The sequence below is a fragment of the Rahnella aceris genome, assembly GCF_011684115.1.
Classification (GTDB): Bacteria; Pseudomonadota; Gammaproteobacteria; order Enterobacterales; family Enterobacteriaceae; genus Rahnella; species Rahnella aceris.
Genome location: NZ_JAADJV010000001.1, coordinates 1357829 through 1373568, shown reverse-complemented (window position 1 = coordinate 1373568; position 15740 = coordinate 1357829). Strand labels below are relative to the sequence as shown.

17 protein-coding genes and 2 pseudogenes are annotated in these 15740 nt (G+C 51.3%); 8 read left to right on the top strand and 11 right to left on the bottom strand.

The genetic code is table 11. The features are described from left to right. Nucleotides 1-30: 30 nt before the first annotated feature. Together tus and GW591_RS06155 are read right to left on the bottom strand one after the other, a co-directional pair. Complete coding sequence (gene tus / locus GW591_RS06160; protein ID WP_112152259.1) at nt 31-966, bottom strand: DNA replication terminus site-binding protein; 936 nt, start codon at nt 964-966, stop codon at nt 31-33. A gap of 163 nt (nt 967-1129) precedes the next feature. Continuing rightward, complete coding sequence (locus tag GW591_RS06155) at nt 1130-1678, bottom strand: hypothetical protein (RefSeq protein ID WP_112152258.1); 549 nt, start codon at nt 1676-1678, stop codon at nt 1130-1132. 299 nt (nt 1679-1977) lie between these two features. On the opposite strand from GW591_RS06155, the gene GW591_RS06150 reads away from it, so the two are divergent. Next, the gene (locus GW591_RS06150) at nt 1978-2544 is read left to right on the top strand and encodes a DNA-3-methyladenine glycosylase I (RefSeq protein ID WP_013575513.1); all 567 of its coding nucleotides are present in this window, start codon (nt 1978-1980) and stop codon (nt 2542-2544) included. A 16-nt stretch (nt 2545-2560) separates the two neighbouring features. Here the strand turns inward: GW591_RS06150 and GW591_RS06145 are convergent, their stop codons facing one another. Continuing rightward, the gene (locus tag GW591_RS06145) at nt 2561-3523 is read right to left on the bottom strand and encodes a GlxA family transcriptional regulator (RefSeq protein ID WP_121019340.1); all 963 of its coding nucleotides are present in this window, start codon (nt 3521-3523) and stop codon (nt 2561-2563) included. A gap of 116 nt (nt 3524-3639) precedes the next feature. On the opposite strand from GW591_RS06145, the pseudogene GW591_RS06140 reads away from it, so the two are divergent. Beyond that, nucleotides 3640-3855: pseudogene (locus GW591_RS06140) on the top strand (phosphohydrolase); the annotation flags it as partial. A 90-nt stretch (nt 3856-3945) separates the two neighbouring features. On the opposite strand, the gene yqfB reads toward GW591_RS06140, so the two are convergent. The 4 genes from yqfB to GW591_RS06120 form a co-directional block, all read right to left on the bottom strand. Then, complete coding sequence (gene yqfB / locus GW591_RS06135; RefSeq protein WP_121019341.1) at nt 3946-4251, bottom strand: N(4)-acetylcytidine aminohydrolase; 306 nt, start codon at nt 4249-4251, stop codon at nt 3946-3948. 69 nt (nt 4252-4320) lie between these two features. Next, nucleotides 4321-5058: a metallophosphoesterase gene (locus GW591_RS06130; RefSeq protein WP_121019342.1), complete on the bottom strand. Its 738-nt coding sequence runs from the start codon at nt 5056-5058 to the stop codon at nt 4321-4323. 103 nt (nt 5059-5161) lie between these two features. Further along, nucleotides 5162-5401, bottom strand: a complete 240-nt coding sequence (locus GW591_RS06125; protein WP_225444885.1) for a cupin domain-containing protein — start codon at nt 5399-5401, stop codon at nt 5162-5164. Nucleotides 5402-5524: 123 nt separating this feature from the next. After that, on the bottom strand, nt 5525-6130 hold the full coding sequence (locus GW591_RS06120; protein ID WP_013575507.1) for a transglycosylase SLT domain-containing protein: 606 nt from the start codon (nt 6128-6130) through the stop codon (nt 5525-5527). A gap of 218 nt (nt 6131-6348) precedes the next feature. On the opposite strand from GW591_RS06120, the gene GW591_RS06115 reads away from it, so the two are divergent. Then, nucleotides 6349-7338, top strand: coding sequence for a GlxA family transcriptional regulator (locus tag GW591_RS06115; RefSeq protein WP_037034011.1), 990 nt, complete (start codon nt 6349-6351; stop codon nt 7336-7338). A gap of 78 nt (nt 7339-7416) precedes the next feature. Continuing rightward, entirely contained in the window at nt 7417-8427 is a 1011-nt protein-coding gene (gene gap, locus GW591_RS06110; RefSeq protein ID WP_013575505.1) for a type I glyceraldehyde-3-phosphate dehydrogenase, read from the top strand. 138 nt (nt 8428-8565) lie between these two features. On the opposite strand, the gene GW591_RS06105 is transcribed toward gap, so the two are convergent. Then, the gene (locus GW591_RS06105) at nt 8566-8979 is read right to left on the bottom strand and encodes a VOC family protein (protein ID WP_112152252.1); all 414 of its coding nucleotides are present in this window, start codon (nt 8977-8979) and stop codon (nt 8566-8568) included. A 201-nt stretch (nt 8980-9180) separates the two neighbouring features. Here GW591_RS06105 and GW591_RS06100 point away from each other — a divergent pair, with 201 nt between their 5' ends. Together GW591_RS06100 and GW591_RS06095 are read left to right on the top strand one after the other, a co-directional pair. Beyond that, nucleotides 9181-9639, top strand: a complete 459-nt coding sequence (locus GW591_RS06100) for a MarR family winged helix-turn-helix transcriptional regulator (RefSeq protein ID WP_112152251.1) — start codon at nt 9181-9183, stop codon at nt 9637-9639. A 112-nt stretch (nt 9640-9751) separates the two neighbouring features. Continuing rightward, a pseudogene (locus GW591_RS06095) lies at nt 9752-9928 on the top strand (hypothetical protein); the annotation flags it as partial. On the opposite strand, the gene GW591_RS06090 reads toward GW591_RS06095, so the two are convergent. Beyond that, nucleotides 9912-10940 (bottom strand): isopenicillin N synthase family dioxygenase, encoded by a 1029-nt coding sequence (locus tag GW591_RS06090; protein WP_112198085.1) that lies wholly within the window; start codon nt 10938-10940, stop codon nt 9912-9914. The pseudogene GW591_RS06095 and the gene GW591_RS06090 sit on opposite strands and share 17 nt — an antisense overlap. A gap of 170 nt (nt 10941-11110) precedes the next feature. Beyond that, complete coding sequence (locus tag GW591_RS06085) at nt 11111-11992, bottom strand: NAD(P)-dependent oxidoreductase (RefSeq protein WP_166860315.1); 882 nt, start codon at nt 11990-11992, stop codon at nt 11111-11113. A gap of 222 nt (nt 11993-12214) precedes the next feature. Here GW591_RS06085 and GW591_RS06080 point away from each other — a divergent pair, with 222 nt between their 5' ends. Next, a complete protein-coding gene (locus GW591_RS06080) occupies nt 12215-12586 on the top strand; it encodes a protein YebF (protein WP_037034006.1) in 372 nt (123 codons plus the stop codon). 196 nt (nt 12587-12782) lie between these two features. Here the strand turns inward: GW591_RS06080 and malI are convergent, their stop codons facing one another. Then, nucleotides 12783-13814 (bottom strand): Mal regulon transcriptional regulator MalI, encoded by a 1032-nt coding sequence (gene malI / locus GW591_RS06075; RefSeq protein ID WP_119261629.1) that lies wholly within the window; start codon nt 13812-13814, stop codon nt 12783-12785. A 254-nt stretch (nt 13815-14068) separates the two neighbouring features. Between malI and malX the strand changes: the two genes are divergently transcribed. After that, nucleotides 14069-15682, top strand: coding sequence for a maltose/glucose-specific PTS transporter subunit IIBC (malX, locus tag GW591_RS06070; RefSeq protein WP_013575498.1), 1614 nt, complete (start codon nt 14069-14071; stop codon nt 15680-15682). Nucleotides 15683-15740 lie beyond the last annotated feature (58 nt).

Below are 15740 nucleotides of genomic sequence, written 5' to 3'. Positions count from 1 at the left end.
GCAACCGGACCTTTTCACGTTCTGAGCGGCTTACAGCGGATGGTCCGTATAAAGATGCAGACGTTTGATCAGCAGGCTCAGTGGCTGCGACTGCGGTTTATATTTATGCTTCACGGATGACACATCGTAATCATGCAGTTCCCCTAACTTAGGAAGTTGCATCATGGGCGAACGCAAACATAACGCAATCAGCGGCAGCGGGCAGGGGTGTTGCACCTGTTTCTGGTTGTTGCGATACCACACGCGGGCTATGGGCTGAACTTTCACCGGGCGTTTGAATTTGAGCGCCGCGTGTTCCGGCAAACGCTTCACGTCTATCATCTCGCGGTTAATATTTTCCATCCATTGCTCACGGGTATAAGGCGAGACAGCGCGTCCGGCATGCAGACTCTTTTCCAGTTGTGCCAGAACTTCATCGCGGGTCACGTTCTTAATAATATGTTTGTTCGCCCAACCAAAGCGCACGGAGTCCGGGTCATTGAGATACGTCACCGAACGGTAAGCGTTCAGCGTTATCAGGCCGCGAAGGTGGGTATGTACAAACTCAAAACGCTGTTCACGGGCGAGACCGGACTCGACGGTCACGATATGTTCCAGTTCAGCTTTCAGCTTATTCACTTCTTCAATCAACAGCAGGGCAGACTGATGCTCCGCGGCGTCCACGGCATAACACAACACACCGGGTAAACGGACGGCGGATTTACTGCTGACATTCTCGTTATTATGATGAATAAACAACCGCTGAAAATGCTGTAATGCCAGTTGCTGTGCGGTTTCGCCGGTGTGAGGCATGACAGTGATTTTGTCCGCCGGATTATGCTCTTCGCCTTTCACTACTTCAGGCAAGGTAAATACCCGCGCCTGCAATAATTCCAGTTGCCCCAGGAAATTCCCCAAATCTTGCAATGCCATTTCCAGTTCGTTAAAACAGCCGTTCATCCGGGCAATTAAATCATAATCCGCCATAAACCCTCCGGTTAGTTACAACATACAGTTTAGGGCAAAATGGGAAAATGTACATACCTGAATAATAGGGAAATCATAAACTTCCCCTATAAACAATTTAACCAGACAGAAACTCAATGCTTAGGATATTTCAATGAGCAACCGTCCGGAAAGTTTTAGATAATCACACTAAGGTGGTGGCAATATGTTTTATTCGCTGGGTTGAAATTGGCGCTTCAATTTGAATTTCATCAACGCTGTTAAAGTCGCGAATGAGAGCACTGTGCGCCAGGGCACGAGCCTCACTAACTGGCATGCTCGCCACTAATTCAGCCGGTAAGGAAGCTAACATCGCCTCGATTAATGCATTTTGATCACGTTTGTAGTTTTCAACAAATGAAAAGCTACGCTTTCCTAATATATTGATCTCATAGAGGTATTGGAAATTTTGTTTCCCCATGAAAGTTCTCGTTTTCAGGAAAGCCTTTGCCCCTTTTTTCGTCCTGGAGGCAAAGACAGTGTTATCTCCAAATACCCGAAACTCTGTGTTATCCCGGCTGATTGTTCCAAAAAATCCCTGAGCTTCTATTATTTCTGGCCCGCGCGAATCGTATCTATAAGCACAAGAATTACCTTTGGAAATAAAGGATTGCGGAAAGGTTTGGTTCTTCTCAACTTCTTTACCGTGAGGGGGTGTTGCGGGGCTAAATATACGACCTAAACGACTAAACATGGTTCCATCCTGTTTATAAAGAAGCGTAATATAATTCCTATGCCCAAAAAGGATGATGACGTAAATCAATCTCTGCCACCGAAAAGACCGGGGGATAGAATTTCATTTATGCAAAATCATGACTCATAAATTAGTTACAACATTCGGTGATACCCATAACCAATAAATGTGCACACATAAACATCTGTGAAATCATTAAATTCAGTGTGATACTCGCTCAGCAGGGTGAAGAAGAAGTTTACCCCTTCCATGCACGGGTCAGGTTAGAATAAAGAACTTTCTGCTTTCAGGAGTTCGCGATGACAGATCTGATCCGTTGCCCGTGGGGCACGAGTGACCCGATGATGATTGACTATCATGATGATGAATGGGGCAAGCCGGTACGTGACAGCCGTGCACTGTGGGAAAAGCTGATGCTTGATGGCTTTCAGGCCGGATTATCCTGGCGGATCGTGCTGAAAAAAAGGGATGCCTTGCGCCTGGCCTTCTGCGATTTTATACCCGAGAAAGTCGCAGAATTTACCGAAGAAGACATCGAAAGGCTGGTGAATAACGCCGATATTATCCGCTCCCGCAGCAAAATCACGGCGGTTGTCAGCAACGCCCGGGCCTATCTGTCCATGCAGCAAGCGGGTGAAGATTTTGGTGAGTGGATTTGGGCGCAAATCGGCGGGAAGGCGATTCAGCATACCGGGCCGGTTCCGACTAAAGATGCGCTGTCTGATCAGATTTCAAAAGATCTCAAAAAGCGTGGATTCAAGTTTGTCGGCCCGACAATAGTCTATGCCTGGCTGGAAGCTACCGGCCTGATTAATACCCATCATCCGGATTGTTTCCGGCGTGCTCAGGTAGCAAAAGAAGCCTGATTTCTCGAAGGTTTTTTCAACGGGAATACTGCTTTTGATATTGTGACGGTGTCACGGATAATTGCCTGACGAACGCACGTCGCAAGATATCAACGCTGGAAAATCCGCACTGTGCCGCAACCTGCTTCACCGCCATTTCCCCCGTTTCCAGCAGTTGCCGCGCGTGAAATATCCGTTGCTGTTCCAGCCATTCTGCCGGTGATTGCCGCAGCGCCTGATTAAACAAACGCGTCAGATGGCGGACACTGATCCCCATATGAACAGCCAGGCTTTGCACATTATGCGGTTGGTCGAGCGAATTCATCACCCACCGCTGTACGTCCTGTAATGCTGACCGGCCACTCAGCGACGCCTGACCATGGCGGCTGAACTGCAACTGCCCGCCGGGACGTTTGAAGAACATCACCAGTTGCGAAGCGACATCCAGCGCGGTTTCCCGTCCAAGATCTTCTTCCACCATATTCAGGGCTAAATCCAGCCCGGAGGTGACACCTGCTGCTGTTCTCAGCTCACCCTCGGCAATAAAAATAGCGTCAGCTTCGACATTCACCCGCGGATACTCTTCGCTTAGCTTTGCGGCGACGGACCAGTGTGTGGTCACGCGCCGGTCGTCAAGCAACCCGGCGGCGGCAAGTAATAACGCACCGCTGCACACGGAACCAAAACGCTTCGCATGGTGGCTCCAGGTACGGATCCCGTCTTTTAATTTTTCATCCCGCAGGAATGTCTCAAGCACAGGTGCGCCTGCGACCAGAAAAGTATCGACGGCAGCGGGAAGTGGGGTTGCAAGAGTGAGATCTGCAAACAGACGCGCGCCGGAAGAGGTGCGTACAACGGGATCGTCGCCAATCGCCATCACGCTCAGGGTATAAACGTCGCGGCCGCGTTGCCGGTTGGCTTCAGCGAAAACATCCAGCGGACCGGAGACATCGAGAAGTTGCACGCCCGGCACGGCGAGAATAATGATGTGTTTTGGCATTTGAATATTTCCTGTCGCAAATGAACAATTATGTCTCATAACGTCATATTACGATGATTGATGACATTTATCTTGCCGCTTATGCTGACTCTATTCAACCCAACAGGACAAATACTATGACTCTGAACATTAAGGGTATCCGCATTCCCGACAGCAAAATGGCCCGTGAAGCAACAGAACGGGTCCGTGATATGGAATCCGATTTACTGTTTCATCATTCCAGCCGTGTATATTACTGGGCCGCGCTGGCCGGGCAACAACGTCAGCTAAAGGTTGATCATGAGCTGCTTTATATTGGCTGTATGTTCCACGATGTGGGGCTGACACGCGAAATTTCTGTTCAGTGATCCGCAATTCCCGCTGGAATGGCTGATGAGAAGAAAAGGGCGCGTGGAGAAGGGATCCCGGCGCGCCACACGCAATTAAAGAAGACGAAATTCAATCATAAACAGTGATTTCAGCCCCGGATAAATCTCGCTGATGACCTGTTTAAGTTCTTCCAGTGTCATGTTTTCCTGCACCGCGTGCTGATCGTTGAGATCGTCGAACTGTACACCAGTGACAGCGATAATTTCAATGTTGCAGAAAAACACGTCATCTTCATAACGGCTGACGCGAACCTGATTGCCTGCTGTAAAATCCGCGTCGCTGGCTTCACGCAGGGTGATCGTTTTACGGCCAGCAAGAATGTCAGCCTCAAAACGACTGTAAAAAGTGATATTTTTCATGAGGTTTCCTGCGTTAAATAGAGAGAACGTCCGGTTGATGGTATAGCGTGCGCATATATCAGGCAGATATTAAAGAAGGACAGGGTGGCTAACCATCTCACCGTCATTGTATCTGTGAATCATAAATGACAAGAAGTTGTTCACGGGAGGAACAATTGCCGTGCCAAGCCACAAAGGATTTTCCGGGCAGATGGAGCCGCAAATATAAGCCGGTATTCCGGCCAGTTGCCCGGCCATTGACCGGTGAACATGACCTGCTGAGATAGCGATGGGTTTTCGCGGATGCTCACTTAAAAACTCAGCCAGTTTTACCACATCGCGACACATTATCTGATCTAAAGGCGGAATGCCGCTGCGGATAACCGGATGATGCATGAAAAGAATGGAATTCGCGGAACCGTCGCTGATCAGATTATCGGCCAGCCACGGCAGATGTTCGCCAATGGCTCCTGCGGGATTTCCCTGGATGGTGGTATCAAGGCCGATAAGGCGGAGTTCACCGATGTCCGCGACAAAATGCAGCGCGTCATTTTCGCCGGAATTGCACCAGTAATGGCAATGCAAAATTGATTTCATTGCTGCACGGTCGTCTGAATTACCGGGCAATATGAATGACGGGTAAGATCTTTTATTCAGCTGAGCGGCGATAGCGGCATAACCATCACGCCAGTTGTCGTCAATCAAATCACCGGTCAGCACAAGGGCGTCAGGCGTAATGAGATCAATCCACGTCAGTGCGCGTTCAAAGCGTGCGAGGTTATCATTATTTTCTGCGGCATGAATGTCAGACACCTGAGCGATAATCACCAAAACCTCCGGGAGGATTTCCCGTTATCAGAATAAGAACAATGTAGAGGATATAGAACGGATAATCAAAGTGCGCATAATGTATATTATGTTAAATATGATATCAGCTTACGCACCAGACGCCATCATTTTCCTCATTCTGCCTCACCTGCTCAGCCGAACCTTGCAAGATCAGTATCCATTCGTCATGCGTCTGGCAATACCAGAATCCCGTCGGGCTGGCTTGTCCTGTGGAAATAATCCGCTCAATACGAATACCGGGTCGTGTCAGCAACTCTTCAAAGGTCTCGCCTTCACCATTGCGTGCAGCTTCAGGAATATCTGTGAATATGTTATCTGGCATTCACCACCTCCGTCCGGACTTTCAGGGTTTCAAATTGATCGCGCTACGTGAATTCTGAGAATTGAACAGCATAGTTGTACTGCAGATTTCACGTAGCACGTCCATTTTTCAGTGCTCTAAACACTATAAACCGGCATAGGCTTTTTCGACTTTGGCCATGTATCTGGGTGCCTGCGGCGCCGGATGATACTGACGAACATGCCAGTTAAAAGCTTCCGGCGTCAGTTGATTAATCATCTGGATTGCCGTCTGCCGGTTACTGGAAAACGTTCTAAGTAACGCTCCCGCACCGTTGGCATACGCGACTTCTGTGGCATAACGGCGCGTCAGCGGATCGTTAATCCAGTTAAGTTGCTGACGTTGCAATGCACTGATGTATGCCGTTCCCAGATCAATGTTGGTTTCCGGATCCAGCAAATCATCGTCGTCCGGGCAACCGCGTTTACCTTTATAACGATATGCATCGCAACCGCTGGTCGATGCTTTCAGCTGCATCAGACCAATAGCATTAGATGGACTGACTGCTTTGGGATTAAATCCGGATTCGACCTGAATGATTGCCTTCACCAGTTTACGGTCAACTTTGTATTCATCGGCAGCATCTTCAATCTCATCATCAAAGGCATGGGTGTCGTATTTCTTATAATGAGGTTTGCCCGAGCAGCCAGCCAAAATCATCAGCATAACCAACATGCTGAATTGTGAAGTTTTTTTGAATAATGAAATCATAATCTTCCAGGATCTAAATGAACGTTTCTCCGGCTGATAAGATACCGCTATCGTCACTCAGGGTCATGTATTTATGAGGGATTTTCTGACATTCAACGGTATCAAAAGTGCGAAATCCGGTCCCTGCGCCCTGCTTTCACGTTAATTTACTGGCTGAGTGATTCAATAACAGTATTCGCAGATTTGACTTATTTAATACACATTGTATTTTTAATGCCATGAACACATTCCTGATTATCGTCCCCGACGGGGGCATGTTATTCGAAGCAGCAGGCATTGCTGATATCCTCATGCAGGCAAATCGTCTGTTGCCTCTCCACGCCACGTCTGACTCCAAAATTGCGCCTTATCAGGTGACTGTGGCCACTACGCAACCGCACCGTGTGATTCACGGTGTCTCAGGGCTTAACCTTCTCGCGGATCACCGGTTATGCGATCTTGACCCCACATTGACCCGCGACACTATCTTAGTCACCGGTAAAGGCTTATCTGAAGAAGAAGGCTCAAACGTTGTCCGCTGGCTGCAACAGGCTGCGCCGCATGCCCGCCGTGTGGTATCTGTTTGTGGCGGCGCGGTGTTGCTCGCCCAGGCGGGATTACTCAACGGCCGACACGCCACCACACACTGGCGTCTGATCGACACCCTGCAGGCACAATACCCGCAGGTGACCGTGGAACGCGGCCCGATGTATGTTCAGGACGGTCCGGTCTGGACGTCAGGTGGCGTCAGCTCCGGCTTTGACCTCACTCTTGCATTGGTCGAAGAAGATCATGGTTTCAGCATCGCTAAAAATGTTGCTCAGGATTTAGTAATGTTTCTCCGGCGTCCGGGTGGACAGTCGCAATTTAGCCGCTATCTTTTGAATCAGGCCAGCAATGGCTCTATCCGCGAACTTCAGGCCTGGTTACCTGAGAATCTCAACAGCGATTTATCTGTCGAAAACCTTGCTGAACGTGTCGCGATGAGTCCGCGAAACTTCACGCGCGTTTTCACACGCGAAACCGGCATAACCCCGGCAAAATATGTTGAGGAAGTCAGGCTGAGTGCCGCGCGACAGCTTCTGGAACAAACAACACAAAACATAGATCGTATCGCCCTCACGACCGGCTTCGGCGGCGGGCTGAACCTGCGCCGCGTTTTTGAACGAAATTTACAACTGACACCGACAGAATACAGAGAACGCTTTTGCTCCAGATATTTGGCGTAAATTGATCTTTTATTGTCATTTACGCCAACCCTCCTGCGTACTAGATTAACTGTAAAGCAGATAACTAAGGAGTTCATCATGGTCAAAGTAGGTATCAATGGTTTTGGCAGGATTGGACGGAATGTTTTGCGCGCCGCACTCGGGCGGGATGACTTCCAGGTGGTGGCAATTAATGATCTTACGGACAGTAAGACTCTCGCTCATCTTCTGAAATATGACTCACTCTCAGGCACGTTAAAAGCTGACGTCGAAGCGGGTGAAGGCGAATTACGGGTTGATGGAAAACCGGTACGCGTTTTCTCAGAAAGGGATCCCGCTGCAATTCCGTGGAGCTCTGTGGGCGTTGATATCGTTATTGAAGCTACCGGCTTCTTTACTGAAAAAGCTAAAGCGGAAGTTCACATCACCCGGGGCGGAGCAAAACGCGTCATTATTTCCGCACCGGCCAAAAATGATGACATTACTATTGTGATGGGCGTTAATGACAGCGATTACGACCCGGCAAAACACAAAGTGGTCAGCAACGGCAGTTGTACCACCAACGGTCTGGCCCCTGCCGCTCAGGTTCTGCATCAGACCTTCGGCATTGAACACGGCCTGATGAACACCACTCACGCCTACACCAACAGCCAGGCGTTGCATGATCAACCTGAAAAAGATTTACGGGGTGCGCGTGCGGCCGCGGTTTCCATTGTTCCGTATTCCAGCGGCGCAGCGAAAGCGATCGGGAAAGTTATCCCGGAACTGGACGGACGCATGACCGGTTATTCACTACGTGTTCCGGTGCCGGTGGTTTCCATCGTCGATTTAACCGTTAACCTTAAACGCGAAGCGACTGTTGAAGAAATTAACGCCGCGTTTCGTAAGGCGGCTGAATCCGGCCCGCTTAAAGGCATTCTGGGTTACAGCGAGGAGCCGCTGGTGTCGAGCGATTATCGCGGTGATCCGCGTTCATCCATTATTGACGGGCTTTCAACATTGGTGATTGGCGGCAAGCTGGTGAAAATTCTCGCCTGGTATGATAACGAATGGGGCTTTTCAAACCGCCTGGTCGATCTGGCCCTGTTAATGGAAAAACGCGGTTTATAACCTCCTCTTTTCCTGCCAGAATAATGACAGACACCGCTTTATGCGGTGTCTTTTTATATGTCAAAGACGATCACTATTTTTAATAAAATACACTGTATGTTGTAACTAATTATCTATTTCGCCGTCCAGGAATGAACGTCATTTCTCCTGCGGCCCGATGGTCATAAACGGGTTATAGGCGATTTCCCACAGATGTCCGTCCGGATCGGCGAAATAACCCGAATATCCCCCCCAGAACACTTTCTGTCCCGGTTTAATCATTTTACCTCCCGCACTGACTGCCTGAGCCAGAATGGCATCCACTTTAGCTTCACTGGCCACCGTTTGCGCCAGCGCCATACCGCGAAAACCATTCCCTGCCGGGCTGACTTGCGCATCTTTTGCCAGTTCGTCCCACGGAAACAGAGAAAGCCAGGCACCTGCCAGTTCAAAAAAACTGACACCTTCAGAATCGATAACCACTTTTGGAAAGCCCAGTCCGTGCTGATAAAATTCGGTAGAAGCGGCCAGGTCTTTAACACCCAGCGTGATCATGTTGATGACAGGTTGCATTGTATTTTCTCCGTCAGAGGGATAAAGCAAACAGGTAAAATGGCTTTCCGGATAGCATAAATAGTTTCCGGAAACTTTACTTAGATAACCCTTCCACTTGTCTCAAAATGTTAATGGCACCCGTCCTTTTCTGATAAATGTTGCTTATCGTGCTAATCTGACGTCTCAGAACCTGCTAATCCCCGACGTTGAGGATCTCCTGTGACCATATTACGCCGCCGCCCGGAAGCCACCTCTCCCGCCGTCCGTTTCCTGCCTGAAACCATTCATATCGGCCGTCAGTTGCGGACTTATTGTGATGCCCGTTTCAAAACCATTGGTCTGACACTGGCTCGCGGGCAAGTATTATTACATCTTGAAGCCGCCAGCGGGCGCCTGCCTCAGGGTGAACTGACCGCGTTGCTGGAAGTGGAACACCCTACCGCCATTCGCCTGTTTGACAGCCTCGCCGAGCTGGGCCTGCTGGAACGCTGCCCCGGAGAAACCGATCGTCGTTCGAAAGATATCAGACTGACAGAAACCGGAACTGAGCTGGCAAACCAGGTACGCATCATGACGGATGACATTCTGATCCGCGTCATGGAAGGTATTCCGCAAAATGATGTGGATATCGCCCGGGGTGTTCTCGCCAGTATTACTGCCAATATCGCCGCGCTTTAATTGGCGATTTTTCTCGTTTTATAGCTTTTCCCGCCCGAAATAGTCACTTCCGTTACTGATTTGTTACTCGTTATTATTCGTGGCAACGTTACCCTGCTCAGCCCCCAGGTGTCAGGCTATATCACCGACGTTAAATAACGCGACGGGTAACTTCACCAAAATCTCACAACGTATCGCGGTGCGCATTGAACTGGAACCGGGACAGCAGCAAAGTAACCGTCTGCGTCCGGGCATGTCCACCATGGTCAGCGTAGATACTGCACAGGCCCCGGTCAGCCAGCAGTATTAGCCCCGGGGAAATCGGAATAATAGCGCTGCGCCACGTCAGGATGTGAACGCAGCCGCCCTTTCAGATAATTGAAACCCACATCGCGGAATAACGGATTCAGCGGATCGCTTGCCTCTCCCCGCGCTTCCTGCGCCAGTTCTGCGGGCAACGGGAATAATGGCACAACAGCATCAAGCTGAGCGCCAAGGAAAAATGCCAGCGACAAGCGCTCGCCGCCTTCCGGTGGCGAGACAACCCGATGTACCGTAGCGCGCAGATAGCCGTTGGTGGCAAGTTCCAGTAACTCCCCGATATTTACCACCAGCGTATCAGGGACCGGAAACGCGTCGATCCACTGGTTTTCTTCCACTTCAACCTGTAAACCGCGCTGTTCATCCTGCAAGAGAAAACTGAGGAATCCTGAATCCTTGTGCGCACCGACCCCCTGATTTCCGGCGCCCACCGTGCGTCCCGGATAACGAATCAGTTTGATATGTTCATTAGGCTTTTCGCCATACAGCGGATCAAACGCGTCTTCCGGCAGTTTCAGCGCCAGGGCAAAAGCCCGCAGCAGACGCAGCGACATGGCCGTCATCTCCCGTTGCCAGCGCAGTAACAACGGGCGCAATTCCGGCAATGCTTCCGGCCATTGATTCGGCCCCTGCAATCTTGCCCACGCAGGCGTACTCTCTGTCACCGGCAGTTTTGGCCGCTCGGCACCGAGATCAAACTGTTCGCGCCAGTCCGGCTGACCCCGGGTAATCTCCGAGGCGGCCCGGTTATAGCCGCGAAAGTGTGGTGAGTTGATCATCGCCACAGCCAGTTTGTCTTCCTCTGGCAGGGCAAAGAATTGTCGGGCAACCCGCTGAACATCCTTCAGTAACTGCGCATCAACGCCATGATTTTTCAGGTAGAAAAAACCAATCTCACGCGCGGCATAACGCAGTTGCGCAAGGAACGCTTCCCGCTGACCGGGCGTTGCAGAAAACTGACTGAAATCGATCAGAGGGATAGAGGGGGATGTCTGACTCATCGCGTAGTCCGCCGTGATGTTATTAATAATTATCAACGCTATCACGGTTGCCGGATGACAGACCAATAGCCAGATGGTCTGGTTTATACTTCAGGGTTATGAATGAGAGGCAGAAAACAGCCAGCCCTTCCGTGGACAGACCGCTGATTTATTCACAAATTTCTAATGACTTAAGACTTATTGCCAAGATAGTGATACACCACCGCCAGATCCTTCCCGCCATAACCGCCATCGACCGCACTCTGCCAGGTCTGACTGATACGTTTCATCACCGGCAGTTCAAGATTACTGCCCGCTTCCAGCGCCAGATTGATATCTTTCAGGGCCCAGGTCAGCTGCATCTGCGGGGTGTAATCACCGCTTTTGAACATCTCCATTTTGCCCCTGATATACGGCGCAGCAAGCGGACCGCCTTCCAGCACATTCCACAGATCGTCGGGGGTGAAACCCAGCGCTTCGGCAAGTTGCGTAGTTTCTGCAATACCTTCCATCATGGCAATCAGCCAGGCATTGACCACCAGTTTCATTCTGGATGCACGCCCGGCTTCGCCCAGCCATTTTGTCGCTTTGGAAATGGCGGCAAATACCGGCTCAATAGCCGCACCCGCTTCGCGATCCCCGCTGGCCAGCACCACAATTTGCGCCTGCTCGGCCGGTGCTTTCGTCCCGGAAACCGGCGCATCAAAGAACACCACATCAGGACGCAGTGTTTTAATCAGCGCCATCAACGATTCCGTCGCGTCTACGCCGAGCGTTCCCATTTGAGCGATAATGCCGCCCTGTTTCAGGCCGGCAAGCAAACCGTTGTCACCCTGATAAACGTCAAGGGACGCTTTACCATCGGACAGCATTGTAATCACCACATCCGCCCCTTCAGCGGTTTCACGCGGTGTCCGGCCGCGTGTCGCACCGGCTTTCACCAAATCATCACCCCGTGAAGCCGTCCGGTTCCAGACGCGGGTATTGAACCCTTTTTTGATCAGGTTAGCGGCGAACGCGTGCCCCATTGCGCCCAGCCCCAGTACGGCGACCGTGGGTTGTTGCTGACTCATGCCTGACTCCTTACGTAAACAATGTATGTTGTAAAAAGGCTAACACCCCGGCGCGCTGTCCGGGGCATTGGCTTCTGTAAGCGAATGCAACAGAAAGGCTGATATTACTTAACCTCTGCTGAGTAAGTGGCGTAACATACGCGCTTTCGCGCCTGGCGTTTAATATTGATTTATTCAGGCAGCTTATGATTTGACTGATAATTTTCAGGAGTGGCAAGCATTATGAGTAAAGTTGTTTTGATCGGGATTGTTTCAGTCATTTTCGTTTTGATGGTGCTGATGTTGGGCTCTGTGTATATCTACCCGTGGTGGATGCAGCGCTCCACAGAAGGCGCGTGTGCCGATATCAGCAAGGACAATGCCATCGATACGGTCACCCGTGATTACATGGAAAACCGTATCCCTAACTGGGGCAATGATAAAGACAACATGGGCACGTCGGTGCCGGTTCTGAATTTCATCAGCGATGACGCTAAAGAAGACAAAGGGACCTATAACATCCCGTTCAGCGCGAAAGGCCCGAACGGCACCCTGGGTTATGTCGCGCACTTTAACTGTTCCAATCACTACGTGAAATATTCGACGGTGGAATAAATCCAGACGAACACCCTGGGCTTGCGTCTGTCACCCCGCTCGCTGGAACATAAACGCCGGCAACAGCGCGCAGTGAGAAAAACGCAGGATTCCAGGGGGTTCGTTTCCAATTTTTTGGGCCGCTGTGGGCAGCAACCTACGACCTTGTCCTGGATTTTAAATTTAAAAGCGCCCGGAGTGCCCGCTCAGGCATCAGCTAAGCCGACTCCCTCTCCACCAGCCCCGGTGGCACAATAATATTCTGCGCTTCCAGATTCTGCCCGCCAATCCTCAGCAACAAGCGCCTGGCCGTTGCGTGTCCGATTTCCCGTGCGGAGTTCGCAATGGAGGTCAGCGGAGGCTCGGTCAGCTCCGATTCCGGTGCATCTTCCATGCCTATCAGGGCAATTTTTTGCTGGAAGAAACTGTCTACTGCCCCGCCGCCGACTTGTGCGCCGGTGCGCAGAACGCCGAAATAGGCACCCAGCGCGACGGAAGCTTTATGGCAGACAATCGCGCTGATTTTCGGATAGCGGGATAATAAGATTTCGGCAGCATCGGCGGCGCATTTTTGCTGATAGTCACATTCAATAATCCATTCAGTGCGAAATGGCAGACCGTATTGCAGCAGTGTGGCGCAGAAGCCGCCGAGGCGTTCGGCGCGGGTTAACGAATTGCTCAATCCGCCAAGATAGGCGATTTGTTTGTGGCCCTGTTTGATCAGATATTCCGTGGCCATTTTCGCCGCAAGCATATTATCGGGACGGACAACGTCAACCCCCTCAATACCCCCGGAGCGCGCGGCACAAATCAGCGGGACGCCATGTTCTTCCGCCTTTTCTCTCAACCCACCGAGGGTATTCACGCCACCGGCGATCACAATGCCGTCCACGCCGTGGGTCAGCAACGTATCGAAACAACGCATCAGCCCTTTACCGGACGGGCCGCTTTGCAGCAGAAATAACACTTTGCCCTGCGCTTCAAACATCTCACTGAGACCGGCGGTCATTTCGGCATAAAACGGTTCACAGATATCGCGGACTATCAGCCCGACCACGCCGGATTCTCCGCCGCGCAGCGTACTCGCCTGCCGGTTGCGCACAAAACCCAGCGCATCAACCGCCCGGTTAACCCGTTCTGCGGTTGTCTGGGAAATCCGTCCCTTGCCGCTGAGCACCAGTGAAACCGTGGTCACGGACACTCCCGCGTGCTGCGCCACATCTACGATCGTGATTTTTTTAGGGTTCATCGGGTGTTGCCGTTGATTTGAAATGCCATGAAACAGGATCCCTGCCCGCCCGCTTTACTCGAAGGCTGGAATAATTAGCGTGGTCAGACAGTTATACCTAATTCCACCCTTTGAGTAAAACGTTTAACCTTCCTTTCACCAGCGTAGTGCAAGCATCATTAAATATTGTGAGGTACGACACGTATTATTTAGGTAAAACGTTTTATCTTAGCCGCCATCAAAAGCAGCTTAATAAAACAACTCATGGAGCGGGTATGCCTGCAAATAAAAAACAACGTGTCACACTTTGGGAATTCTTCCAAAGCCTGGGGAAAACTTTCATGCTTCCGGTCGCCCTGCTGTCGTTCTGCGGCATCATGCTGGGCATCGGCAGTTCGTTAAGCAGTCATGATGTGGTGACGCTGATCCCCGCATTAGGGAATCCGATCCTGCAACTGGTTTTCGTCTGGATGAGCAAAGTCGGATCGTTTGCCTTCAGCTTCCTGCCGGTAATGTTTGCGGTCGCTATCCCGCTGGGCATGGCGCGTGAAAACAAAGGTGTGGCGGCTTTCTCCGGCTTCGTCGGTTTCGCCGTGCTGAATCTGGCGATTAACTTTTTCCTGACCGCCAACGGCACATTGCCGACCGTCGACCCGATGGTGCTGAAAGCCAATAATATCCAGATGATCCTCGGCATTCAGTCTATCGATACCGGTATTCTGGGCGCAGTGATTGTCGGTATCATCGTGTACATCCTGCACGAGCGCTACAACACGATCCGTTTGCCGGATGCGCTGGCCTTCTTCGGCGGCACGCGTTTTGTCCCGATTGTCACCACGGTGGTGCTCGGTCTGGTCGGTTTGCTTATCCCGCTGATCTGGCCTTTCTTCGCCGCTGGCATTAACGGTCTGGGCCGTCTGATTCAGGGCGCAGGGGTATTTGGTCCGATGATTTTCGGTTCCGGCGAGCGTCTGCTGTTACCTTTTGGTCTGCATCACATTCTGGTTGCACTGATCCGCTTCACCGAAGCTGGCGGTACGCTGGATGTCTGTGGTCGCGAAGTCAGCGGCGCGCTGACCATCTTCCAGGCGCAGCTTTCCTGCCCGACCACGCACGGTTTTTCTGAAAGCGCGACACAGTTCCTTTCTCAGGGCAAAATGCCTGCGTTCCTCGGCGGCTTGCCGGGTGCTGCACTGGCGATGTACCACTGCGCGAAACCTGAAAACCGTCATAAAATTAAAGGTCTGCTGATTTCCGGCGTGGTTGCCTGTGTGGTTGGCGGCACCACTGAACCGATCGAATTCCTGTTCCTGTTTGTTGCGCCGGTTCTGTACGTGATCCACGCCATTCTGACCGGTCTGGGCTTCACCATCATGTCAGTTTTGGGTGTGACCATCGGCAATACTGACGGCAACATCATCGATTTTGTGGTCTTCGGTATCCTGCACGGCACTGCCACCAAGTGGTATCTGGTGCCGGTTGTGGCGGCTATCTGGTTCGCGGCTTATTACGCCATCTTCCGCTTCTCCATCACCCGCTTTAACATTAAAACCCCGGGCCGGGAATCTGAGAACATGCCTGCTGCCGCAGCGGTGCCGTCTTCCAGTAAATCTGGCTACAACGTGCCGGTTATTCTGAGCGCGCTGGGCGGTGCCGGTAATATCGTTTCTCTGGATAACTGCATCACCCGCCTGCGTCTTTCCGTGGCAGATATGTCGCTGGTCGACGATGCCACGCTGAAAGCCAACCGCGCCATCGGTGTTGTGCATCTTAACGAACACAATCTGCAAGTGGTGATTGGTCCGCAGGTGCAATCAGTGAAAGATGAACTTGATTACCTGATCCGCACCGCGGCGAGTCAGCCCGCGCCGGAACCGGCTATCGCGTAATATGATTAACAGGGCGACTCCGGTCGCCCTTTTCTGCTTTATTCAAGGAGTGAAAAGA

What these genes read in the sequence shown, in the direction of transcription:
- tus (WP_112152259.1), bottom strand. Translation starts at nt 966, where the DNA reads ATGGCGGATTATGATTTAATTGCCCGGATGAACGGCTGTTTTAACGAA.
- GW591_RS06155 (WP_112152258.1), bottom strand. Translation starts at nt 1,678, where the DNA reads ATGTTTAGTCGTTTAGGTCGTATATTTAGCCCCGCAACACCCCCTCAC.
- GW591_RS06150 (WP_013575513.1), top strand. Translation starts at nt 1,978, where the DNA reads ATGACAGATCTGATCCGTTGCCCGTGGGGCACGAGTGACCCGATGATG.
- GW591_RS06145 (WP_121019340.1), bottom strand. Translation starts at nt 3,523, where the DNA reads ATGCCAAAACACATCATTATTCTCGCCGTGCCGGGCGTGCAACTTCTC.
- yqfB (WP_121019341.1), bottom strand. Translation starts at nt 4,251, where the DNA reads ATGAAAAATATCACTTTTTACAGTCGTTTTGAGGCTGACATTCTTGCT.
- GW591_RS06125 (WP_225444885.1), bottom strand. Translation starts at nt 5,401, where the DNA reads ATGCCAGATAACATATTCACAGATATTCCTGAAGCTGCACGCAATGGT.
- GW591_RS06120 (WP_013575507.1), bottom strand. Translation starts at nt 6,130, where the DNA reads ATGATTTCATTATTCAAAAAAACTTCACAATTCAGCATGTTGGTTATG.
- GW591_RS06115 (WP_037034011.1), top strand. Translation starts at nt 6,349, where the DNA reads ATGAACACATTCCTGATTATCGTCCCCGACGGGGGCATGTTATTCGAA.
- gap (WP_013575505.1), top strand. Translation starts at nt 7,417, where the DNA reads ATGGTCAAAGTAGGTATCAATGGTTTTGGCAGGATTGGACGGAATGTT.
- GW591_RS06105 (WP_112152252.1), bottom strand. Translation starts at nt 8,979, where the DNA reads ATGCAACCTGTCATCAACATGATCACGCTGGGTGTTAAAGACCTGGCC.
- GW591_RS06090 (WP_112198085.1), bottom strand. Translation starts at nt 10,940, where the DNA reads ATGAGTCAGACATCCCCCTCTATCCCTCTGATCGATTTCAGTCAGTTT.
- GW591_RS06085 (WP_166860315.1), bottom strand. Translation starts at nt 11,992, where the DNA reads ATGAGTCAGCAACAACCCACGGTCGCCGTACTGGGGCTGGGCGCAATG.
- GW591_RS06080 (WP_037034006.1), top strand. Translation starts at nt 12,215, where the DNA reads ATGAGTAAAGTTGTTTTGATCGGGATTGTTTCAGTCATTTTCGTTTTG.
- malI (WP_119261629.1), bottom strand. Translation starts at nt 13,814, where the DNA reads ATGAACCCTAAAAAAATCACGATCGTAGATGTGGCGCAGCACGCGGGA.
- malX (WP_013575498.1), top strand. Translation starts at nt 14,069, where the DNA reads ATGCCTGCAAATAAAAAACAACGTGTCACACTTTGGGAATTCTTCCAA.